Here is a 21,151-nt window from a genome sequence, read left to right on the forward strand (position 1 = left end):
ACCCCGCTGGCGCCGCCGTCCCGGATCATCGCAGCGGCGCCTCCTTGAGTGCCAGTTGCTTGCTGCCGCGCATGAAGGTGACCTCGCGAATCCCCAATGCGTCGTGCAACTTTCCGGCGGGCAGCGTCACCGGTTTGGGTGCGGGCCCGTCGCCCGGCTTCGGCAGCGGATAGGCGGTGGTGGTGCCGCTGTGGAAGGTGATGTTGCCCTCGGTTTTCGTGAACAGTTGGTGCACATGGCCGTTGAGGCAGGTCACCGACGAGAACCGGCGCAGGTAGCTCAGCGCCTGGGTGGCATCGTCGGTGCCCCAACCCCATTCGGGATACATCGCGAACAGCGGTACATGGCTGAAGACGATGATGGGCGTATCGCTGGACAGCCCGGCCACATCCTTCTGCACGAAATCCAGCTGATCCTGCCCGAGATGGCCGAGCAGCTTCATATTCAACGTGTTCACCAACCCGATGATGTGCACGCCCGCGATATCGAAGCTGTACCAGCCGTCGCCCCGGGTGCCCGCCCCGAACGCCGCGCGGTATTTCTGGCCCGCGTCGTCGATCGAATCATGTTCTCCCGGAACGGTGAACACGTGCGGCGTATTGGTATCCATCAGCATCTGCTTCACCTGATCGAACTGTTCCGGGGTCGCCAGATGGGTGAGATCGCCGGTGTGGATCACGAAATCCGGTGTGTAGCCGAGCGCATTGATCTGTCCGATGGCCTCGCTGAATGTCGCGGTGACATCGGTGTTCGCCGGGCCGTCGAAGCCGAGGTGGCTGTCGCTGATCTGCGCGAAACGCAGATCCGGCCGGGCGGCGACGGCGGGCGGTGCGCCGGCGATCTGTGAGATCACCTCGCCGCCGATCACCGAAAGTCCCACTGCCGCACCGAACCACGCGGAATGGCGCAGCAGCTGGCGCCGGGTCATCGCATGCGGGTCGCGCGGGTCGTAATCGTTGTCGTCGGCGATCATTTGGTCACCACCACGGTGCCGTGCATGAACGGATGAATGGTGCAGATGTATTCGTAGGTACCGGGTTTGGTGAACGTGAAGGTGTATGTGGCGTTGGTGCCCATGCCGGGGGAGTGGAAGCTGGCATCGTTGGCGGCGACGGTGTGTGGCTCCTCATCCTTATTGGTCCAGGTCACCGTGGTGCCGGCGGGCACGGTGAGCTTCGCGGGCGCGAATGCGAAGTTCTGGATGTTCACCGCGTTGGCCGCGGTAGGCGCAGCGCTGGGGCTTGCCGCGCCGCTAGGCGCCTGCGCGGCGGCGGTCGCCGCGGGCGGGGCCATGCCGGTCATCCCATGGCCCGGGAATCCCGGTGTCGGACCGGCAGTTTGGTGAAAATCGATGGTGGGCGCCGCATCTTTGTCCGGCGTCGATCCGCCGCCGCACGCGGCGATGAGCAGCATGCTCGATGCGCCGAGGAATGCGGCGGCGGCGATCCGTGATCGGGTGCGAACGGGTGTCATGTCACCTGGTCTCCAGCTCTGTGCTAGGGGCTCGGTCCGCGCACGGACCTCTTGGTGACAGATATGAGCGGGTGTTACACGGCGGTCATGCGGGTTTGGCCGGTGCGAAAACCTCGATCACGCCGGCGTTCTCGCGGACCTGCAGCTGCGGCAGCGGCGCCGGGGAGACGGGCAGCTGGTGGGTGAGCACCTGGCCGGTCACCGTGAAGGAGGTGGAATGGCACGGGCAGCGCAGCCTGTCGTCGACGCTGTCGAACCACAGGCGGCAGCCCTGATGGGTGCACACACCGGAGACCCCGACGATCGCGCCGCGCACCCTGCGCACGAATCCGGTCACGGTGCCGACGTCGAACGGGCGCGTCATCCCTTCCGTCACATCGGAACTCGCCGCGATCGCCAGCCAGGTGCCGTTGGTCGGCACCAGCGTTGCGGCGACCTCCCGCGACGGTCCCGGTGTCGCGGTGACGACCCGATCGGTCACGACCCCTGCGGCCGCGGCCGCCGCCGCGATCGATGTGCCGGCGATGAACTGCCTGCGCCTTCCGCTGAACCGCTTGTCCGGCAATGTATCCGGCGGATCGAGCGACTCGGCCAGTCGGTCGCCGAGCCGGTCGACGAAGTCCGGGTCCGGTGTGTCGTCACCGCGTGCGGCCCGTAATTCGATTGCGGCCCTGAGCTCCTCGGCCTCGGCCGGGTCGGGCCGGAAGTCGTGCGGCCTGCGCCCGCGCAGCAGTGCGCCGACGTATCGGCGCATATCCCGCTCGCTCATCTAACCCATCTCCTCGACCTTTGCCGCCATCCGCAGCGCCCGATGCTGCAGTACCCGTGCGTTGACCATGGTGACGCCGAGCTCGGCCGCCGCCTCCTTGATCGAATACGCCTGTAGGAAGCGCAATTCCAGGATTCGACGGTAGCGGTCGGGCAGCCGTTCCAGTACCTTCCGCGCGCGCTCCGGGGCGTCGCTCACCACCGGATCCGGCTCGTCGGTCATCGGCAGATCCGTCTCGATCGCGGTGAGTTCGACGCCGAGGCGCTGGCGCCAATGTTCGGCCAGCACCGTTTTCGCGGTGGCGCGCAGGTAGGTCCGCACCTCGGGAATGCTCGCCGAAACCCGCAGAGGGCGCAATGCCGCGAGGAAAACCTCGGCGGTCAGGTCCTCGGCATCGGGCCGGTTGCCGACCTTGGCGAACATCAGCCGGTACACCCAGCCGACATTATCCTGGTAGACCGCGTTCCAGTCGGCGTACGCATCCGCCGCCACCACCCGCAGCTCTCGCCCGGGTCTCGGGTCCGGCGTGCTCCCGGACCGCGCGTGTCCCTGCATGAACAGTGCCCTCCGAAGGTACGTCTGGACCAGCTGACCGGTCCTTGGGTTGGTACCCATGGGAGTTACACGGTGTCCCCGGCTCGGCCGTTCAGCGGAGATTCAGCTGGCTGCGGGGATCCCGGTGCGGCGGATGGCGGAAGGCGTTGTGCCCCACCAGCGTCGGCAGCAGCGGGTGAAGGTCGCCTGTTCGGCGAGGCCGATCAGGGATGCGACCTGGCTCATCGGCATATCGGTTGTGGTCAGGTAGCGGCGGGCGGCGTCGCGCCGGGTGTCGTCGAGGATCACCGCGAAGGAGGCGCCCTCGGCGGCGAGGCGGCGCTGTAGCGTACGCGGATGAATCATCAAAAGACCTGCCACACTGCCTATTTCGGGCGGCGAGGTGCCGAGTAGCTGCTGCACGGCGGCGCGCACCTGCGGCACGATGGAGGCGTCCCGGCCGCCGGATTGCTGGGCCAGAAACGCCATCGCCAGCCGGTGCAGCTTCTCGTCGCCGCCCGAAAGCTGCTGAGTAGCCAGGCGTTTCGGAACTCTGAGGGCGGTCGCCGGACGCTCGATACGCACCGGCGCACCGTAGAAATCCTCATATCTGGCGAGCGCGGTGAGCGGGCGATACGACAGTTCCACTGAGCGCAGTCCGTAATTCTCGGTGACCAGGCGCTGAATCATGTGGTGTACGAACGCGAGCCCCAGATCCATGCCCTGCACTTCGGGCGGCAATCCTGGCGTCAGGCCGTACTGGATCGCGATCACGCCGCGATCGCCGTACGGGTCCGGTTCGACGGAGACCTTGATGGATCGCGCGTGCAGGTACAGGTACCGTGCGGAGCATTCCAGCACGTCGGCCAGCGTCGGCGAATTCCGGATCGCCAGGGCGAGCGGCCCGAGCATATCGAGATCCTGCCGCTCGGCAATGCGCAGGCCGAGGTCGGGGCAGCGCAGCCGGCGGGCGGCCAGCTCCAGCACCGCGCCCACCGCGCGATCGGGGACCAGCAGGTCGTCGGTGTCGAGTGCGGCGATCGGCAGCCCGCACGCCGCGGCCAGCTCCTCGGCGTTGCCGCCCAGCTCCGCGACGGTGGCCCGGAAGCCGCGCAGGCCCGCCGATCGAATCACCGTCATGTCGTCCAGAATCAAATAGTTGTCGCGCAAAGTCAAGAATGGTGCTTGACATGCTCGCACACTTGAACCATGACCGAACATCTCGACGTCGTGATCGTCGGCGCAGGCCTGTCCGGAATCGGCGCCGCCTACCGGCTGCAAACCGAATGCTCCGGCAAGTCGTATGCCATTCTCGAAGCTCGCGATTCGATGGGCGGCACCTGGGATCTGTTCCGCTATCCCGGCGTTCGGTCCGACTCGGATATGTTCACCCTCGGCTACCCGTTCAAACCGTGGCGCGACGCCAAATCCATCGCCGACGGTCCGTCGATTCTGCGGTATATCAAGGAAACCGCCGCGGAGAACGATATCGACCGGCACATCCGGTACGGCACGAAGGTGGAGGCGGCCGACTGGTCCTCCGAAAATGCCCGCTGGACACTGACATTGGCGCGCCGCGACGATTCCGGCGCGGTGGTACGGAGCGAACTGACCTGCAACTTCATCTACGCGTGTGCGGGCTACTACAACTACGAACACGGATACTCACCCGAATTCCCGGGTACGGAAACGTTTTCCGGTCGTATAGTGCACCCGCAGTTCTGGCCGGAGGATCTGGACTACGCGGGCAAGCGGGTGGTGGTGATCGGCAGCGGCGCCACCGCGGTGACCCTGGTCCCCGCCATGGCGGAGCAGGCCGAGCTGGTGACCATGCTGCAGCGCACACCCACCTGGATCAGCGCCGTACCCGGCCGCGACAAGCAGGCCGACCGGATTCGGGAACTGCTGCCGCCCAAGCTGGCTCACCGCGTGATCCGGACCAAGAACATCCTGTTCGGCATCGGCTTCTACCAGTACTGCCGTCGCCGTCCAGAAGCGGCGCGAAAGCTGCTGACCGGCTTGACGACTCGAATTCTCGGTGATGAAAAGCTGGTCGCGGAACATTTCACGCCGACATACAACCCATGGGATCAGCGCCTGTGCGCCGTCCCGAACGCCGACTTCTTCAAGGCCATGAAGAAGGATAAGGCGGAGGTTGTCACCGACCGAATCGAAACCTTTGTGCCAGAAGGGATCCGGCTCGAATCCGGGCGCACGCTCGCGGCGGATGTCATCATCACCGCGACCGGGCTGGACCTGCTCGCCTTCGGCGGTATCGGACTCCGGGTGGACGGTAAGCCGGTGACCCTGTCCGAGCGATTTGTCTGGCAGGGCACGATGCTGTCCGGCCTGCCCAACTTCGCCATCTGCGTCGGCTACACCAACGCCTCATGGACGCTGCGCGGCGACCTGACCTCGCGGCTGGTGTGCAAGGTGCTGAACTATATGGACCGCAAGGGTTTCGCCGCCGTCGTGCCCGAGCCCAAGGGCAAACTCACCGAACATCCGCTGCTGGATCTGACCTCCGGCTATATCCAGCGCTCGATCGGCGATTTCCCGCGCCAGGGCAGCAGGCATCCGTGGAAGGTGCGGCAGAACTATCTGCTCGATTCGGCCACGACCATGCGCACCGACCTGAGCAAGACCCTTATGCCCGTGCCGCGTTCAGGTGTCCGGGAACCGGTGCTGTCCGCGGCGCGGTGATCAATTACCCGGTCGGGGCGCCGCTGTGAACTAGTGTCGACGAACAGGGTTGCGCGGCGACCCCCGACCGGAGGAGCAGGTGCGTGGCGGACAACTGGAACGACAAGATCATCGCGGAATTCCACGCGAACGCGGGTAAGGTCGGCGGCCCCTTCGCCGGAAAGGATCTGCTGCTGCTCACCAGCACCGGCGCGAAATCCGGTCTCCCGCGAACCAATCCGCTGGCGTTCATCCGCGACGGTGATCGCGTCGTGATCATCGCCTCCAAGGCGGGCGCGCCCACCAACCCGGACTGGTACTACAACCTGCTGGCCAACCCCGAGGCCACCGTGGAGATCGGCACCGAGCGGTTCCGGGCCACCGCGACGCCGATCACCAGCGGGCCGGAACGCGACCGGCTCTATGCCGCAATGGTTTCCGTCATGCCCGGATTCGCGGACTACGAGAAGAACACGACCAGGGTGATTCCGGTCGTGGTGCTCGAACTCGAGAAGGTCTAGCTCGGGCGTCCGGTTGGCGCCGATGCGCGGGGCTCGGTGTTGCGCTCCAGGATCGCCTGTTCGATCTCGGTCACGGCGGTGCGGATGCCGTTGGCGTACTCGTCATCGGAGAGTTCGTGGAGGCAGCCGCGTGCGGCGGCGAGTTGTTCGGCCGCCGCGTCGAACGAGCCGAGACGGCGGTAGTTGTCGGCCAGATTCAGGTGCAGCGAGGGATAGAACCCGCGCACGCTGAGTGATTCGTGATATCGCTTGGCGCGCTCGTCGGTCAGGCTGTCTGCCGCGTCGAGGGCGCGGATATCCCAGGTGAGTGCCTGCGCCGCATCGTCGTACAGGTCGGCGAGGTAGTGTGCGAGCGCGCAGCGATGCAGCGGATCGCCCTGTGGCCCAAGGGTTTGCCAGATCTCATTGAGCTCGCGTCGCGCGGTGCCGGGGTCGCCCTCGCGGCCTCGGGCGACAGCGTTGGTGATCGCGGCCATCGTGGCGTCGGATTCGGTTGTGGCAGTCATGATTCTCCTTCGTTGTCGCGAATCGGCATGGCGAGCGTGGTGAGCTCGCCGTCGGTCGCGGAGCGGACGACGACCGGTTGATCGGCGGCCGAAATCTCAAGCATCACTTCGGGTCCCAGTGCGGTGGAGACGGCTGAACGCAGCAGTGCCGAATCGAAGGTGATGTCGATGCTCGGGCCGGTGACGGTGGCGGGCAGCCGCGCGGCCTTACCCGCGGTGAGCGACTGCGTCGCCGCGTCGATGGAAAGAGGTACGGGCCCAAGGGTTTCGGTGGTCTCCATGAGTAGCTCGCGCGCCAGCACGACGCGGGTCCGCACCGGAGCCAATGCCGTGAGCATCGATCGGTAATCGGGGAAGGTTTCGTCGATCACCGTGCACCCGCGGGTGGCCGAACCGTCGGTCACCAGCAGTTCGGTCTCGCGCCGGTCCAGTTCGACCTCGGGGGCGGAGCGCAGCCAGGCGGTGATCGCCGCGAGCTCGCCCGCCGCTACCACCAGCGTCCAGGCGTCGAGAGTGGACGGCCGCGGTGCGATGCCGCGGGTGGACAGCCGGTAACGATCGGTCGCCGTCAGCGTCAGCGAATCGGCGGTCGCTTCGACGAGAATTCCGGTCAGCACCGGTATTTCGGGATCGCGCGCGGCCGCGGGCCACACCTGTTCGATCGCGCGGGCAAGGGCGGGTCCCGGTACCGCGATGCGGTGTCGTGCCGCCGAGCCGATCAGCCGCTTGAGTGTGGGCGCGAGCTCCGCCGCAGTGCGTGCCTTATGGTCCAACTCCGCGACATGGTCATCCAGCAACTTCTCGGCATCCGATGTGCTTCCCGTCAGAATTCGCGCGACCTGCTCGAGCGGCAGTCCGATCTCGCGGAGCTGCCGAATAAGTACGGCCCGTTCGCGCTGCGATTCGGCGTAATACCGGTAGCCGGTCGCCGCGTCGACCCGCGCGGGCGCCAACAGTCCGCAATCGTCGTAGAACCGCAGTGCGCTCGGTGTGAGCCCGCACGAGCGGGCCAGCGCACCGATGGTTATCAGCTCGTCAGTTGCCACATCGACATTCTGGAGCTTCAAGTAACTCGAAGGTCAAACCGAATGCCGGGGCCGGATTTCGACACACCCTTCGAAACCCGGCCCCGGACTTACTCGATCGGGCGGCGGGACGGCCGACTGGGCGCCGTCCCGGTCCCGCACCGTCGAGGTGAACGGGCGCGCCTCGGATTGCCCGTCACTTCCCGGACGATGACGCGGCGTCATCGGCACGTCATCGTCCACTCAATCCGCTGCCGCGCGGTTTTCGAATAGGCAACCGTCACAGTGGTTTTCGCGATGGTCTGGGCTGAGGCACAATCAGGCCGCGCGCCGGGTGTTGGTCAGGACTACCAGAACGACGACCACCGCCGCCGCGATGACCACACCGGTGGTGGGCAGCCCCGACAGGGTGCCGAAGATCGCGACGCCGAGCGCGGTGCCGGTTTGCCGCGCGGAATTCAGCGCGCCCTGACCGGTGGCCGCGAATTCGAGCGGCACCGCGGCCGACATATCGGCGATGTACGCGGGTGTCGCGAGCGGACCGCCGACCCCGATCAGCACCTCGACCAGGAACAACACCCACAGGGAGGTGCCGCCGACACTCAGCACGACACCGCCCGCGAGGGTTACCGTCATACCCGCGATCATCAGCGGCCGCGCGCCGTACCTGGCGACCAGGCGACCGGTGAGCGTCGGCACCAGGATGATCGGCACGGTCATCGGCAGGAAGGCCAGTCCGGCGGTGAGTGCCGTCATGCCCCTGGCCTCGACCATCCACTGCGACATGCTGAAAAGCAGCCCGTAGTAAACCAATTGGGCGACGATAGCGACCAGTAGATCCACCCGCACCCTGGTGAGCCGCAGCAGCGCGGGCGGCAGCACCGGAGCCGCCGCGCGGCGCTGTGCCGCGGGTAGGGCCGAAAAGGCAAGGGCGGCAACGACGCACGCCGCGATAGGGGAGAATCGGGCCCAGCCGCCGGTCCCGCCGTCGACCAGCCCGAAGGTGAGTGCGGTCAGCGCCAGCACGGTGAGTGAAATACCGTATTTGTCAAAGGGTTTCGCGATATCGGTGGGATGCTCACGGAGTCCGCCCGCGGCCAGGAAGGCCAGCAGCGCGATCGGCGGGTTCACCAGGAACACCAGCCGCCAGCCGTCGAGCGCCACCAGCGCGCCGCCGAAAACCGGCCCGGCCGCGATCGCGACACCGGTGATCGCGATCAGCGCGCCGATCCGCCGCGACCGCGCCGCCGTATCCGGGTACAGCACCGCGAGCAGCGCCATCGACGCGGGCACCAGGCCGGCCGCCGGGATGCCGAGCAGCGCCCGGCCCGCGATGAGCACACCGACATTCGGCGCCGCCGCGCACAGCACGGATACCGCGGCGAAGGCGGCCAGCGCCGCCCGGTACACCCGGCGCGGCCCCCACCGATCCGCGAGTGCGCCGGAGGCGAGCAGCATGCCCGCCAGCACAACGGTGTACGCGTCGACCGCCCACGGCAGTGCCGCCGCGGGCGCGTGCAGTTCGCGCCGCATATCCGGCAGCGCGACATTGAGCACCGTGGCATCCATCGTGATCATGAAGTTGCCCGCCGCGATACCGGTGAACCGAACCGCTGCGCGCCAACGCCTTTCGGGTGCCGCAAGTGGTGCGTCGCGCACCTCGACCAGAGTCATCCCGCTCCTCGTGAGACCGAATCTCCGGCGCGGATTCGCCGGGTCTTCAGTCAATCCGGAGGGCTATCCGCGAACCAGCGGCAAACCGCGCAGGTAGCGATCACGAATCGAGATCGCTACGTCACGAATCGGTGCGGGCGGCCCGCGCGCACGCCTCGATCAGCGGACGCAGCCGAGTGCTGTTGCGCTCCAGCAGGATCAGCGCGGTCGGCAGTGCGAGATCGGTCGGCAGGAAGGCGACCTTGCCGCCCCGCAGCTGTTTCGCGTGCTCCGCGTACACCACCGTCCAACCGGCGACACCGGCGGCGAGCGTGGCCAGCGTATCCTGCAGTGAGCTCGCGGGAGTTCGCTTCGGCTCGAAACCTGCTTCCGCACAAGCCTTTTCGACAATGGACACCAGTGACGGATTGTCCTGTCTCGGCACCAGGTACAGCGGTAGTCGGGCGAGCTGCGCGAAATCCGCGCGTGCGGCCCCGGCCATCGGATGATTCGCGGGCAGCGCCACCACGAGCTCGTCCTGCCACACCGGCACCTGCCTGAGTTCGGCCGGGATATCCAGCTCGCCGCGCGCGAACGCCGCATCCCACTCCTCGTCGGCCACCCGCCGCACCCGCTCGGTGATCGGCGCCGACCCGAGCGCCAGCTCCAACCCGGATTCCCGCGCCCGGAGCAGCTCCAACACCAGCTCCAGCCGCTGCCCCATCCCCCTGCTCGTCCCGATTCGCAGCACCGTCCCCTGCCGCGTCCGAAATTCCGTGATCCCGGCCTTGGCCCGCTGCTCCGCCGCCAGCACCTCCCGCGCCAACGGCAGAAACTCCGCCCCCGCCTCGGTCAACCGCACCCGCCGCGGCGACCGATCGACCAATTCCACCCCCAACTCCCGCTCCAACCGCGCCACCTGCTGACTCACCGCCGACTGCACGATATGCAACCGCTCCGCGGCCCGCCCGAAATGCAGCTCCTCGGCCACGGTCACGAAATACCTCAACTGCCGCAGTTCCACCCCACCACCCTGCCGGATGCGTCAACCTGGCTCGGGCCGGGGTAGCACGCCGATCGCGCCACAAACGGAGGTGGCCCAGGGGCGGGGCGAATATTGGTGAGATGCAAGTGGATTCGGGGGTGGGGAAGCCGACCGGATCGTATTCTTGGCCGGGGTTCGGGTTGTTCGGACCGGGCCAGGAATCGATGGAGGTGGCCGCCCATGGGGGTGCACATCGGGTTGTGGCGGGTGGATGGCGCGGCGCCGCGGCGGGTGGAGCCGGTGCGGATGGCGATGACGGAGCGGTTGGCGCGAATCATCGAGACCGATCCGGGGATGCTCGGGGTGGATTTGATGATCATCGGGCGGCAGGTGCGGACCGCGTACGACGGGCGGATCGACCTGTTGGCCGTCGACGTGGAGGGCGGAGTGCACGTCCTCGAGCTGAAGGGGGACCGGACGCCGCGGGAAGTGGTCGCGCAGGCACTGGACTACGGCGCCTGGGTGCAGGGGCTGACGAACGACGAACTGCGCGAGATCTATCGGGCGCACCGGGACGAGTCGGAGACGCGCGAATTCGACGAGGCGTTCGCGACACATTTCGGCACCGAGAGCGCGCCGGAGACGCTGAACACCTCGCACACGCTGACCATCGTCGCCGCCGAAATGGACGATGCCACAGAGCGAATGGTGACCTACCTGGCCACCGGATTCGACGTGCCGATCAACGTGATGTTCTTCGACTACTACGAGGACGAGGGCCGTAGCTATCTCGCGCGGACCTGGATGATCGATCGGAATACCGCTGTGGCGGCGTCGAGTACGGCTAGTTCGGCGCGAAAACAGCCGCCGTGGAACGGCATCGACTGGTACGTGAGCTTCGGTGACGACGCGGTGACCCGGGCGTGGGATGACGCACGCAAGTACGGGTTCGTTTCCGCGGGCGGCGGCAAGTGGTATTCGCGAAGCCTGCAACAGGTTCCGGTCGGCGGGCGGGTGCTGGTGCACATTCCGAAGGTGGGGTACGTCGGGCTCGGTGAGGTCGTCGGCGCGGCGCAACCCGCTGACGACGCGATGCTCAATGGTGACGGCAACCCGTTCCGGAAGCTGCGCCTGAAGGGCGAATACAATCACACCGCCGCGAATCCCGTTGCGGGCGAGGATTATCGGGAGTGGGTATTGCCGATCCGCTGGGTCAAGACGGTCGGTCGCGACCAAGCCCTGTGGAAGCCGGGACTTTTCGCGAATCAGAACTCGGCGTGCAAGCTGCGCAGCCAGTTCACCATCGACGAGGTGACCAGGTTCTTCGAGGCCAACGGCCAGTAGTTCGCCGGTATCCGGCACAGTTGGGTGCATGCGTATCGCGGTATACCTGGCCCATCCGCGGCCGGACAGCTTCAACCGGGCACTGTTCGACGCCGTAGTCGAGGAATTGGCGCGACACGGCGCGGATGTCCGCCCGCACGATCTCTACTCCGAGGGGTTCGACCCCGTACTGTCCGCCGCCGAAACCGACACCGTCGCCGGCGCGACCGTCGCCGACGACCTCGTGCACCGGCACCAGCGAGAACTCGCCGACCTCGACGCCATCGTCTTCATCCACCCCAACTGGTGGGGCATGCCACCCGCGATCATGACCGGCTGGGTGCAGCGCGTCCTGGCGCCGACCGTCGCCTACAAACTGGAAACCCCTGAAGCCGAACCACATCCGCTACTGAATATCAAACGGGCCCTGGTCCTGAACACCTCCGACACCTCACTCGCGCGCGAACAGACCACCTTCGGCGACCCCCTCGAACAAATCTGGACCGCCTGCGTCCTCCCCTACGTAGGCGTCGAAAAACTACAGCGAGTCGTCTTCCGCACAGTCAAGGATTCGACCGACGACTCCAGAACCACCTGGCTCCAGGAGGCCCGAAAGTTGGCCGCGGCCTTGCTGGCCGACTGATCGGGGGCGTGGCAAGCGGGGCTGACAGCGCGGCGGGCGTAGGGGGTCGCGCAAAAGCCTTGTTTACCAGCACGTTTCGTGGGCGCGCCGAGTGGTGGGTGGGCGGGTGTGGCTCGATTGTTACGGCGGACAACAAATAAATGCGAAAACGCAGTGCGACACGATGGGGTGTCGTATGTTGTGCCGAACAACATTCGCTCGACCCCCGGTGCGCCGGGGCGGTAGTTCCACGAAAGGCCCACTCATGCGTAAGGGCGTACTCGGCGTCGCGGCCGTCTCTGTCGCGGTACTCGCTTCGTTGACCGCGTGCGGTAACGACAACAAGGATTCCGGTAGCAAGGCCCAGGTCGGGGTGATCCTGCCGGACAGCAAGACCTCGGCGCGATGGGAGACGGCGGACCGGAAATACCTGCAGCAGGCGTTCGATGCCGCGGGCATCAAGGCCGATATCCAGAACGCGCAGGGCGATAAGCAGGCGTTCCAGACGATCGCGGACCAGATGATCACCAGCGGGGTGAAGGTGCTGATGATCACCAACCTGGACAGCGGCACCGGTAAGGCGGTGATCCAGAAGGCGAAATCGCAGGGCGTCACCGTAATCGATTACGACAGGCTCACTTTGGGCGGCGGCGCGCAGTACTACGTGTCCTTCGACAATGTGAAGGTCGGCAAGCTGCAGGGCGAGGGCATCGCGAAATGCCTCACCGACAAGAAGATCGTCAAACCCGTTGTGGCATACCTGAACGGCGCCCCGACCGACAACAACGCGACGCTGTTCAAGAGCGGCTACGACGGCGTGCTGAAGCCGAAATTCGATTCCGGCGAGTTCGTGAAGGGTCCGGACCAGGCGGTGCCGGAATGGGATAACGCCCAGGCGGGCACCATCTTCGAGCAGATGCTGACCGGCACCCCGAATATCAACGGTGTCGTCGCGGCCAACGACGGACTCGGCAACGCGGCCATCGCGGTGCTGAAGAAGCAGAAGCTCAACGGCCAGGTCCCGGTCACCGGGCAGGACGCGACAGTGCAGGGCCTGCAGAACGTGCTGGCGGGCGATCAGTGCCTCACCGTCTACAAGGCGATCAAGCAGGAGGCCGACGCCGCGACGAAATTGGCCATCGGTTTGGTGAAGGGCGAAAAGGGGCAGACCAACGGAGCGGTGACCGATCCGGAGTCCAAATCCGATGTTCCGTCGGTGTTGTTGGAGCCCAAGCCGATCTACAAGGAAAACGTCAAGGACGTGGTGGCCGACGGCTACGTCACCAAGAGTGAACTGTGCACGGGTGATTACGCCAAGCTGTGCGCGGACAACGGTGTGAGCTGAGCTCCGCCATCCCTTCCGCGGTTTCGAATGAGGGGGCCGCGGAAGGGATTTCGCACACGCAGTGCCCGCTCTGACCCCTCGAATTCCCAGGAGCTCCACCCATGACAGAGACGCCCGTTATCGAATTACGCGGCATAGAGAAGAGTTTCGGCCCGGTCCATGTCCTGCACGATGTCGGTTTCGCGGCGTACGCGGGCGAGGTGACCGCGCTGGTCGGCGACAACGGCGCGGGCAAGTCGACGCTGGTGAAATGCATCGGCGGCATCTACCCGATCGACGCGGGCGAAATCTTGTTCGACGGCAAGCCCGTTCATATCCACAACCCGCGCGACGCGGCCGCGCTCGGCATCGAGATCGTCTACCAGGATCTCGCGCTCTGCGACAACCTCGACGTCGTACAGAACATGTTCCTCGGCCGAGAGAAGAAGCGCGGCATTGTGCTCGACGAGTACGCGATGGAGGAGCTGGCCGGAAAAACGTTGGCGGGCTTGTCCGTTCGCACGGTGAAGTCGGTGCGTCAGCAGGTGTCGAGCCTGTCCGGCGGTCAGCGGCAGACGGTCGCGATCGCGAAGGCCGTGCTGTGGAACAACAAGGTGGTGATCCTGGACGAGCCGACGGCCGCGCTCGGGGTCGCGCAGACCCAGCAGGTGCTGGAATTGGTGCGCACGCTGGCCGACAGAGGCCTTGCGGTGGTGCTGATTTCGCACAATATGAACGACGTGTTCGCGGTGTCCGACCGGATCGCCGCGCTATACCTGGGCCGGATGGCGGCGCAGGTGCGGACCTCCGACGTGACGCACGCGCAGGTCGTCGAATTGATCACAGCCGGGCGCAGCGGGAACCTCGGCCTGGACGCAAACGGAGTTAAGTGATGGCTGCCGTGTTGACCGAAAAACCCACGGCCGCACCGGTTTCGGAGATGATGAACAACTACGTCGGCCGGGTGCGCAGCGGCGATATGGGCGCGTTGCCCTCGGTGCTCGCGCTGATTGTGCTCTCGGTGGTGTTCTGGATCGCACGGCCGGTGTTCATGTCCCAGGCCAATTTCGCGAATCTGTTCACCCAGGGCGCGGCCATCGCGGTGATCGCGATGGGCCTGATCTTCGTGCTGCTGCTCGGTGAGATCGACCTGTCCGCCGGATTCGCCAGCGGTGTATGCGCGGCCGTGCTCGCAGTGTTGCTCACCGACAAAGGCTGGCCCTGGTATGCGGCGCTGCTGGTTTCGCTGCTCACCGGGGTGGTGATCGGACTGACCATCGGCACCATCGTGGTGCGGATCGGGATACCGTCGTTCGTGGTGACCCTCGCGGCTTTCCTTGCGCTGCAAGGGGTTGCGCTGAAGATCATGGACAACGGGCGCAATATCTCGATCCACGACGACACGGTGCTCGCCATCGCGAACAAGAATGTGCCGCCGATGCTCGGCTGGATCATGTGGGCGCTGCTGGTCGCGGGTTTCGCGGCCGTGCAATACCGGAAGTACACGGCGCGAACGAAACTCGGGCTCACGGGGGAGACCGGCTCGGTGATCGCGGTGCGCATCGCGGTGGTCGCCGTGGTGACGGGTATCGCGGTGCTGGTGCTCAACGGCGAACGCAGCCGCAATCCGGAGCTGCATTCGCTCAAGGGTATGCCGATCGTGGTGCCGCTCATCGCGATACTGCTGCTGGTATGGACCTTCGTCTTGAACCGCACCGAATTCGGCAGGCATATCTACGCGGTCGGCGGTAATACCGAGGCGGCGCGCCGGGCCGGTATCGCGGTGAACCGCATCAAGATAACCGCGTTCGTGCTGTGCTCGACCATGGCCGCGGTCGGCGGGCTCATCGCGGCGTCGCGGGCCAATTCCGTCGACCCGAATACCGGCGGCAGTGATGTACTGCTCACCGCGGTCGGCGCCGCGGTGATCGGCGGGACCAGCCTGTTCGGCGGGCGCGGGCGGATGCGCGACGCGGTGCTGGGCGCCGCGGTGGTCGCGGTGATCAACAACGGAATGGGCCTGATGGGCTACAGCGCGGGCACGAAATTCGTTGTGACAGGATTCGTCCTGCTGCTCGCCGCCGGTGTCGACGCGCTGTCGCGCCGCCGCGCCATGCAGCGCTAGCGGCGGCCGAGGAGCCGGGCAAACCGCCAGGAAGGTGATCCGAATGCCGTCCGGTGCCGAAGACCGGTGCGGCTGAACAATATTCGCGGAGAGGGGATGACACGATGCGCGCGGCGCCATCACCCGAAGAGATCCGCAGGCAGAATCTGGCGGTGCTGCTCAGGCATGTGCACAGCGGCGGACCGGTCTCCCGCACCACCCTCGCCGAACGCATGGGGGTGAACCGCAGCACGATTCTCGCGCTCACCGCCGATCTGGTCGCGGCCGGACTGGTCAGGGAGGAACTGCCGGGCCAGACCGGCCGGGCGGGGCGGCCATCGCTGGTGGTCCGGCCGGAATCCGAGCGGGTGTACGTGCTCGCGCTCGACGTCGGCGCCGACCGGCTGGCGGCGGCCCGGGTGGGGCTGGGCGGAATTGTCCTCGACCGCACCGAAACCGCAAGGCCCAGTGGCACTTTCGATCCGGAGGACGTTATCGAGACGCTGGCCGGGATGGCGCGGGCGATGCTCGACGGGAATGCCCGCTGCGTCGGCGCGGGCGTCGCCTTCTGCGGCATGGTGCGCCAGGAGGACGGTGTCGTCCGCTACGGCCCGAATATCGGCTGGGTCGATGTGCCGTTCGGCGCGGCCCTGTCCGAACGGCTCGGCGTCGGCGTCTCGGTCGGCAACAACGCCAACCTCGGCGCGCTGGCAGAGCGGGAGCGCGGCGTCGGGCTCGGCCTGCAGAACCTGATCTATCTGCACGGCGATGTCGGCATCGGCGGCGGCATCATCGTCGGCGGGCAGCTGCTCGGCGGCGAGGGCGGATACGGCGGCGAGGTCGGGCACATGATCGTGAATCCCGATGGCAGGCCGTGCGCCTGCGGTTCGCGCGGCTGCCTGGAGGCCGAGGCGGGTGAGCTCGCGTTGATCGCGGCGGCCGGTCGCGACGATCTCGCCGGACGCGCGGCGGTCGAGGCGATCGTGCAGGCGGCCGCGTACGGCGATGTCACCGCGCGGGATGCGCTGCATCAGGTCGGCGATTGGCTCGGCCGGGGCGTCGCGAACCTGGTCAATATCTTCAATCCGTCGATGGTGGTGTTCGGCGGTGTGCTGCGCCAGATCTATCTGGCCTCGGCGGCGCAGGTGCGCAGCCGGGTGGCGCTGGACGGGTTGCAGGCGGTGCGTGAGCGGGTCCGATTGCGGACATCGGCGCTGGTCGGCGACGCGACGCTGATCGGTGCCGCGGAACTGGCCTTCGCCGAGGTGCTTTCGGATCCGCTGCAGACGCTGGCCAGGATGACGGGTTCGTGATCGGCGGAAGATCAACTGTCCGATTAGTATTCGACTGCGCCGTTCAGGGGGCCGTCGGAACGGGCGAATAGCTAGCTGAAGGGGTTACCGATGGACAGGCCGGCCTGGGCGCCCGATGGCGTCGACATGCGGCAGGCGAGCCCGGCGCGCATGTATGACGCGCTGCTCGGCGGCTCGCACAATTTCGAGGTCGACCGCAAGGCGGCGGAGATGGGCAAGCAGTTGGTACCGGACCTGCCGCGGCTCGCGCTGAGCAATCGCGCGTTCCTGCGCCGGGCGGTGCGGTATTTGGCGGAGGCCGGAGTGCGGCAGTTCGTCGATATCGGTTCGGGCATCCCGACCGCGGGCAATGTGCACGAGGTGGTGCAGGCCATCGATCCGGATATCCGGGTGTTGTATCTGGATATCGATCCGGTCGCGGTGGCGCACGCCAAGGCGATTCTGCGCGGTAACGAGCGGGCGGCCGCGGTGGAGGCCGACCTGCGCGACCCAGCGGGCCTGCTGGCGAAGGTGCGGGAGTCCGGGCTGATCGATTTCGGCCAGCCGGTCGGATTATTGCTGGTCGCGGTGCTGCACCTGCTCGCCGACGACGACCTCCCGGCGCGGAAGGTCGCGGAACTACGCGACGCGCTGCCCGTGGGCAGCTATGTGGCGATCTCGCATCTGAGCTCGGCATCGCGGCCGGAGGACGCCGCGAAACTGGGCGCCAACGCCGCGAACGTGGATCGAATCGGCATCCACTTCCGGGATCGGGACGGCATCGCGGCTATGTTCGATGGATGGGACTTGGTCGATCCCGGCGTCGTGGAATTGCCGGCATGGCGGCCCGAGTCCGAACGCGATCAGCACGAGGCGCCGGGCCGTTCGCTCGGGCTGGCCGGGGTCGGCCGCAAGAACTGAAGCCGATGTCCACCCGCTCGGTCATCGCCAGGTATCCCCGAGCAGGGGGTGCCTGACCGGTGGGCGCGCACGAGGTCGCGATGCGCTGGGCCGATGCGCTCGACGGTGTCGTCGCGCCGACGTTGACGCGGACCCAGATCGAGGCGCTGCTCGGCGGGCTCGCCGACGAGCTGATCGCGGCCGTGCGCGGAACGGGTCCGCTCACCGCCGCGCATACCGCAGCGGTGGCGCTGGTCGCGGCCAATTACCGGGATCCGGTCGCGGTGGGCCGGTCGATCCGGATCATCAGCGACGACATGGTCGAATACGTGTGCCGGGATCGAGCCGATTGCGACGCGGTGCGCGATCGGGCGCTGACGGTGGCCTCGGAGTTCGCCGCCGGATTCACCGGCGCGCTGCGCGCGGTGGCCCTTGCCGAACAGGAGACCACCCTGGTGGCGACGTTGGCGGCGGCGCGGGAGGCGGAGGCGCGACGGCAGCTGTCGGAGGCCAGGTTCGCGGCGATATTCGCGGGCGCCTCGGTGGGCATCGGTACCGTCGACACCGCGGGGCAGGTGTTGGAGGTGAATGCCGCGTTCGCCGAAATGCTTGGTCTCCCAGCCGAATCGATGCCGGGTCGCGCGGTGGCCGAGCTGATCGGCCAGGAGAATATCGGCCACGCCTACGACCAACTGGAGCTCCTGCTCGCCGGGCAGGTGGACCAATTCCGTTTGGAGACAGACCATTTGCGCCCGGACGGGAGTACCACCTGCATCGACCTGTCGATGTCGGCGGTGCGTGACGCCGAGGGGCAGGTGCGCTTTCTGATCGGCGTGGCCGTCGATGTGACCGAGCGCAAGCAGCTCGCCGACCGGCTCTGGCACGACGCCAACCACGATATGCTCACCGGCCTGCCCAACCGCGGCCAATTCTTCGACCGTCTCGCCGCGGCCGAACCCCCGGTCGGCGTGTGCTATCTGGATCTGGACGGCTTCAAGGAGATCAACGATGTCTGGGGTCACGCCGTCGGCGATCAGGTGCTGCGGCTGGTGGCCGACCGGCTGCGCGCCGCGGTGCGTCCGCTCGACGGGCTTGTCGCCCGCATCGGCGGCGACGAATTCATCGTGCTGATCGAAAAATGCTCCGGCCCAGGTCAATTGGACGGGGTGACGGCCGAGCTGGCGGCCGCGCTCGCGCCGCGGATGACGATCGGCGACACGCTCGTCACGGTGGGCGCCAGCATCGGCGCCGCCTTCGTCGCGGACCGTCCTACGGAGGTCGACGAACTTCTGCACGCTGTCGATACGGCCATGTACCGCAACAAATCCCGGCAGCGCGGGCCCGGTCCGTGGCCAGATCTGTCCGAAAAACGGCTGACAGACGACTCGTCGGCGCGGGGCCCGGCTGGCACGGTTGGGTCATGACCCTGAACCAGTGGCCGCTACTCGAACTCAGGCGCTACACCCTGCGGCCCGGCCTGCGCGATGAATTGATCGGCCTCTTCGAGCGCGAATTCATCGAATCCCAGGAGGAATTGGGTATTCGGCTGTTCGGCCAGTTCCGTGACGAACTCGACCCGGACCTGTTCGTCTGGCTGCGCGCCTATCCGGATCTGGCGACCAGGGATACCGCGCTGCCCGCCTTCTACGTGGACGGTGCCGCCTGGCGCGCCAATCGGGCGGCGGCCAACGCGACCATGCTTGATTCCACGAACGCATTGCTTTTACGGCCCGCGACAACGCATTCCGCACTGACGGTCCCGGATACCCGCCCGGAGCGCGGCTCGACCGAAGTCCCCGACACCCGGATCCTGGTGACCGTGCACTACCTCGCCGGATCGCCCGAGGTGTTCACCGACTTCTTCGACGGTTGGGTGCGGCCGATATTCGATCCCGTCGATTCGCCGCCTTCGGCCGCCTACGTGACCGATCCGTCCCCGAACAGCTTCCCGCAGTTGCCGAATCGCCCGGAATCGGTATTCGTCACCTTCACCAGGTTCGCCGACCGGACCGCGCTCGACGCGCACCTGAATTCCCTTGCCGAATCGGCACTTTGGACCGAGAAGGTGGTTCCGGAACTGACCTCGTGGTTGGCCGCGCCCGTCGAACGGCACCTGCTCGCCCCTACGGAACGCTCACTGCTGCGCTGAGTCGAGGACGGACAGCAGATGTGCGGTGAGCAGTTTCACCCGCCGGACATGCTGCGGTGTAGTGGATTCCGGATGATGGATCTCGATGCTCAGCCTGCCGCGGAAGGAGGTGATGATGCAGGTGCCCTCGTCCGGCTTTTCCGGGCGGCGGCCGGTGCGATCAGGTTTACCGATCATGGTAGAGCGGAAATCGGTAATTCGGAGGGATGGGGGCATCGGCGGCTCCTGAATGCGACCCCAGTTGGTGGCCAATACGATTCCGGGTATGCGTGGCGGGCCCGCGGCCGAGATGTCCGGAATGTGTAGCGGAGTCTGTTGCACCACACCGGATGCCAGCTCGGTGCATAGGTTTCCGTATATATCGCGGGCGAGTCCGAGCACGGTGGCCGGAGTATTCGGCCCCGGCGCGTAGTTGGCGAAGCCGAGGATATTGGTGCCGTCCGTATAGCCGACCTGCGGGGTGATCCTGGTGCGTAGGTCGACCGAGTAGGTGTATATCAGCTCGGGCAGCGGGAGGTTGCGAATCTCGGCCTCGGTCAACAGGATTGCCGCCGATACCAGTGCGTTGATGGTGACCTTCTCCCGATGGCCGACGGCGACCAGCTCGGCCGTTTCGGCCGTGCTGAGGTGGCAGCGGGTCGCGCGCGGCAGCACGTACCCGATGCTATCCCAATCACGCTGTGCGCCAACACTTTCGGAGACCATGGCGCGCGGCACCGTGATCGGGTTCGAGACCTTCTCGATACCGCGGGCGGCGAGCAGTTCCTCGACCGGGCGCGGATAACCGTGCACCTCGATCGGTATCGGACGGTCCAGCACGATATCGCGGTAATACCCCCACAGCTCGCGCAGCAGAGCCAGCGAATGGTAGGCATCCGCCACGCAGTGGTGCGTCACCAGGGTGACGCTGGCCGAATCGCCGTCGCGCACCACGCACACCGTGCTGAGCGCCATCCGCTGGTCGATCACCGCGCCGGTGAGCAGCAGTTCCGGATCGCCCTCGGTCACCGAGATCTCCGGAGCCGGGCCGCACGGCTCGAGCAGCACATATCGGTCGTCAGCCGCCTCCAGATGGGCACCGAGGATCGGATGGGCGCGCAAGAGGAGTTCGTACGCGCGCGCCAGCGCGGACAACTCCAGTCGCCCCGAAACCCGGACGCAGTAGCCCACGTACACCTCACCGGGAGCGAAAATCTCCTCGCTGGGGGCGAGCGGGCGAATGACGGTCGCCGTCGTCATATCTGTCCTCCACCGATGAGATCGTCCCGGCCGGACTGTTCGTTAAACAC

At 66.6% G+C, this 21,151-nt stretch carries 21 protein-coding genes; 11 read left to right on the plus strand and 10 right to left on the minus strand.

All coding sequences use genetic code 11. The features are described 5' to 3' along the window. Nucleotides 1-25: 25 nt before the first annotated feature. The 5 genes from F5544_RS08040 to F5544_RS08060 form a co-directional block, all read right to left on the minus strand. Nucleotides 26-973, minus strand: coding sequence for a metallophosphoesterase family protein (locus tag F5544_RS08040; protein ID WP_238847149.1), 948 nt, complete (start codon nucleotides 971-973; stop codon nucleotides 26-28). Then, nucleotides 970-1,473 (minus strand): cupredoxin domain-containing protein, encoded by a 504-nt coding sequence (locus F5544_RS08045; RefSeq protein ID WP_167472592.1) that lies wholly within the window; start codon nucleotides 1,471-1,473, stop codon nucleotides 970-972. The genes F5544_RS08040 and F5544_RS08045 overlap by 4 nt, the downstream gene beginning before the upstream one ends. An 85-nt stretch (nucleotides 1,474-1,558) precedes the next feature. Beyond that, nucleotides 1,559-2,242 carry a ubiquinol-cytochrome c reductase iron-sulfur subunit gene (locus F5544_RS08050; RefSeq protein ID WP_167472593.1) on the minus strand — a complete coding sequence of 228 codons (684 nt, stop codon included), beginning with the start codon at nucleotides 2,240-2,242 and terminating at the stop codon, nucleotides 1,559-1,561. Then, complete coding sequence (locus F5544_RS08055; protein ID WP_167472594.1) at nucleotides 2,243-2,797, minus strand: RNA polymerase sigma factor; 555 nt, start codon at nucleotides 2,795-2,797, stop codon at nucleotides 2,243-2,245. Between the two features lie 102 nt (nucleotides 2,798-2,899). Next, the gene (locus F5544_RS08060; RefSeq protein WP_167472595.1) at nucleotides 2,900-3,916 is read right to left on the minus strand and encodes an AraC family transcriptional regulator; all 1,017 of its coding nucleotides are present in this window, start codon (nucleotides 3,914-3,916) and stop codon (nucleotides 2,900-2,902) included. A 69-nt stretch (nucleotides 3,917-3,985) separates the two neighbouring features. Here F5544_RS08060 and F5544_RS08065 point away from each other — a divergent pair, with 69 nt between their 5' ends. Further along, nucleotides 3,986-5,479 carry a flavin-containing monooxygenase gene (locus tag F5544_RS08065; RefSeq protein ID WP_167472596.1) on the plus strand — a complete coding sequence of 498 codons (1,494 nt, stop codon included), beginning with the start codon at nucleotides 3,986-3,988 and terminating at the stop codon, nucleotides 5,477-5,479. An 83-nt stretch (nucleotides 5,480-5,562) separates the two neighbouring features. Continuing rightward, entirely contained in the window at nucleotides 5,563-5,979 is a 417-nt protein-coding gene (locus F5544_RS08070) for a nitroreductase family deazaflavin-dependent oxidoreductase (protein ID WP_167472597.1), read from the plus strand. Here the strand turns inward: F5544_RS08070 and F5544_RS08075 are convergent. The 4 genes from F5544_RS08075 to F5544_RS08090 form a co-directional block, all read right to left on the minus strand. Continuing rightward, a complete protein-coding gene (locus F5544_RS08075; RefSeq protein WP_167472598.1) occupies nucleotides 5,976-6,485 on the minus strand; it encodes a hypothetical protein in 510 nt (169 codons plus the stop codon). The genes F5544_RS08070 and F5544_RS08075 overlap by 4 nt on opposite strands. Further along, the gene (locus tag F5544_RS08080; protein ID WP_167472599.1) at nucleotides 6,482-7,531 is read right to left on the minus strand and encodes a MerR family transcriptional regulator; all 1,050 of its coding nucleotides are present in this window, start codon (nucleotides 7,529-7,531) and stop codon (nucleotides 6,482-6,484) included. The genes F5544_RS08075 and F5544_RS08080 overlap by 4 nt, the downstream gene beginning before the upstream one ends. A 297-nt stretch (nucleotides 7,532-7,828) precedes the next feature. Further along, a complete protein-coding gene (locus F5544_RS08085) occupies nucleotides 7,829-9,184 on the minus strand; it encodes an MFS transporter (RefSeq protein WP_167472600.1) in 1,356 nt (451 codons plus the stop codon). 121 nt (nucleotides 9,185-9,305) lie between these two features. Continuing rightward, nucleotides 9,306-10,187 carry a LysR family transcriptional regulator gene (locus F5544_RS08090; protein ID WP_167472601.1) on the minus strand — a complete coding sequence of 294 codons (882 nt, stop codon included), beginning with the start codon at nucleotides 10,185-10,187 and terminating at the stop codon, nucleotides 9,306-9,308. Between the two features lie 201 nt (nucleotides 10,188-10,388). Here F5544_RS08090 and F5544_RS08095 point away from each other — a divergent pair, with 201 nt between their 5' ends. The 9 genes from F5544_RS08095 to F5544_RS08135 all read left to right on the plus strand — a co-directional run bounded on the left by F5544_RS08095 (nucleotide 10,389) and on the right by F5544_RS08135 (nucleotide 19,862). Continuing rightward, nucleotides 10,389-11,492 (plus strand): hypothetical protein, encoded by a 1,104-nt coding sequence (locus F5544_RS08095; protein WP_167472602.1) that lies wholly within the window; start codon nucleotides 10,389-10,391, stop codon nucleotides 11,490-11,492. A gap of 28 nt (nucleotides 11,493-11,520) precedes the next feature. Further along, nucleotides 11,521-12,114 (plus strand): NAD(P)H-dependent oxidoreductase, encoded by a 594-nt coding sequence (locus F5544_RS08100; protein WP_167472603.1) that lies wholly within the window; start codon nucleotides 11,521-11,523, stop codon nucleotides 12,112-12,114. A 244-nt stretch (nucleotides 12,115-12,358) separates the two neighbouring features. Continuing rightward, nucleotides 12,359-13,438 carry a sugar ABC transporter substrate-binding protein gene (locus tag F5544_RS08105; RefSeq protein WP_167472604.1) on the plus strand — a complete coding sequence of 360 codons (1,080 nt, stop codon included), beginning with the start codon at nucleotides 12,359-12,361 and terminating at the stop codon, nucleotides 13,436-13,438. Nucleotides 13,439-13,539: 101 nt separating this feature from the next. Continuing rightward, nucleotides 13,540-14,310, plus strand: coding sequence for an ATP-binding cassette domain-containing protein (locus F5544_RS08110; RefSeq protein WP_167472605.1), 771 nt, complete (start codon nucleotides 13,540-13,542; stop codon nucleotides 14,308-14,310). After that, nucleotides 14,310-15,542, plus strand: a complete 1,233-nt coding sequence (locus F5544_RS08115) for a sugar ABC transporter permease (protein ID WP_167472606.1) — start codon at nucleotides 14,310-14,312, stop codon at nucleotides 15,540-15,542. Before F5544_RS08110 ends, F5544_RS08115 begins: the two co-directional genes overlap by 1 nt. Before the next feature lie 104 nt (nucleotides 15,543-15,646). Then, the gene (locus F5544_RS08120; RefSeq protein WP_167472607.1) at nucleotides 15,647-16,834 is read left to right on the plus strand and encodes an ROK family transcriptional regulator; all 1,188 of its coding nucleotides are present in this window, start codon (nucleotides 15,647-15,649) and stop codon (nucleotides 16,832-16,834) included. A gap of 90 nt (nucleotides 16,835-16,924) precedes the next feature. Continuing rightward, entirely contained in the window at nucleotides 16,925-17,734 is an 810-nt protein-coding gene (locus F5544_RS08125; protein WP_167472608.1) for an SAM-dependent methyltransferase, read from the plus strand. Between the two features lie 59 nt (nucleotides 17,735-17,793). Continuing rightward, the gene (locus tag F5544_RS08130; protein ID WP_167472609.1) at nucleotides 17,794-19,137 is read left to right on the plus strand and encodes a sensor domain-containing diguanylate cyclase; all 1,344 of its coding nucleotides are present in this window, start codon (nucleotides 17,794-17,796) and stop codon (nucleotides 19,135-19,137) included. After that, nucleotides 19,134-19,862 carry an NIPSNAP family protein gene (locus F5544_RS08135; RefSeq protein ID WP_167472610.1) on the plus strand — a complete coding sequence of 243 codons (729 nt, stop codon included), beginning with the start codon at nucleotides 19,134-19,136 and terminating at the stop codon, nucleotides 19,860-19,862. Before F5544_RS08130 ends, F5544_RS08135 begins: the two co-directional genes overlap by 4 nt. Here the strand turns inward: F5544_RS08135 and F5544_RS08140 are convergent. After that, nucleotides 19,848-21,101 (minus strand): phthiocerol/phthiodiolone dimycocerosyl transferase family protein, encoded by a 1,254-nt coding sequence (locus tag F5544_RS08140; RefSeq protein WP_167472611.1) that lies wholly within the window; start codon nucleotides 21,099-21,101, stop codon nucleotides 19,848-19,850. The two genes, F5544_RS08135 and F5544_RS08140, sit on opposite strands and share 15 nt — an antisense overlap. Nucleotides 21,102-21,151: the final 50 nt, after the last annotated feature.

This window comes from Nocardia arthritidis (genome assembly GCF_011801145.1).
Classification (GTDB): Bacteria; Actinomycetota; Actinomycetes; order Mycobacteriales; family Mycobacteriaceae; genus Nocardia; species Nocardia arthritidis_A.

Excerpts from the sequence above, each read along its gene's own strand:
- F5544_RS08105 (WP_167472604.1), top strand. The coding sequence starts at position 12,359 with ATGCGTAAGGGCGTACTCGGCGTCGCGGCCGTCTCTGTCGCGGTACTC.
- F5544_RS08045 (WP_167472592.1), bottom strand. The coding sequence starts at position 1,473 with ATGACACCCGTTCGCACCCGATCACGGATCGCCGCCGCCGCATTCCTC.
- F5544_RS08060 (WP_167472595.1), bottom strand. The coding sequence starts at position 3,916 with ATGACGGTGATTCGATCGGCGGGCCTGCGCGGCTTCCGGGCCACCGTC.
- F5544_RS08100 (WP_167472603.1), top strand. The coding sequence starts at position 11,521 with ATGCGTATCGCGGTATACCTGGCCCATCCGCGGCCGGACAGCTTCAAC.
- F5544_RS08040 (WP_238847149.1), bottom strand. The coding sequence starts at position 973 with ATGATCGCCGACGACAACGATTACGACCCGCGCGACCCGCATGCGATG.
- F5544_RS08110 (WP_167472605.1), top strand. The coding sequence starts at position 13,540 with ATGACAGAGACGCCCGTTATCGAATTACGCGGCATAGAGAAGAGTTTC.
- F5544_RS08115 (WP_167472606.1), top strand. The coding sequence starts at position 14,310 with ATGGCTGCCGTGTTGACCGAAAAACCCACGGCCGCACCGGTTTCGGAG.
- F5544_RS08135 (WP_167472610.1), top strand. The coding sequence starts at position 19,134 with ATGACCCTGAACCAGTGGCCGCTACTCGAACTCAGGCGCTACACCCTG.
- F5544_RS08095 (WP_167472602.1), top strand. The coding sequence starts at position 10,389 with ATGGGGGTGCACATCGGGTTGTGGCGGGTGGATGGCGCGGCGCCGCGG.
- F5544_RS08120 (WP_167472607.1), top strand. The coding sequence starts at position 15,647 with ATGCGCGCGGCGCCATCACCCGAAGAGATCCGCAGGCAGAATCTGGCG.
- F5544_RS08065 (WP_167472596.1), top strand. The coding sequence starts at position 3,986 with ATGACCGAACATCTCGACGTCGTGATCGTCGGCGCAGGCCTGTCCGGA.
- F5544_RS08075 (WP_167472598.1), bottom strand. The coding sequence starts at position 6,485 with ATGACTGCCACAACCGAATCCGACGCCACGATGGCCGCGATCACCAAC.
- F5544_RS08125 (WP_167472608.1), top strand. The coding sequence starts at position 16,925 with ATGGACAGGCCGGCCTGGGCGCCCGATGGCGTCGACATGCGGCAGGCG.
- F5544_RS08085 (WP_167472600.1), bottom strand. The coding sequence starts at position 9,184 with ATGACTCTGGTCGAGGTGCGCGACGCACCACTTGCGGCACCCGAAAGG.
- F5544_RS08140 (WP_167472611.1), bottom strand. The coding sequence starts at position 21,101 with ATGACGACGGCGACCGTCATTCGCCCGCTCGCCCCCAGCGAGGAGATT.
- F5544_RS08055 (WP_167472594.1), bottom strand. The coding sequence starts at position 2,797 with ATGCAGGGACACGCGCGGTCCGGGAGCACGCCGGACCCGAGACCCGGG.
- F5544_RS08050 (WP_167472593.1), bottom strand. The coding sequence starts at position 2,242 with ATGAGCGAGCGGGATATGCGCCGATACGTCGGCGCACTGCTGCGCGGG.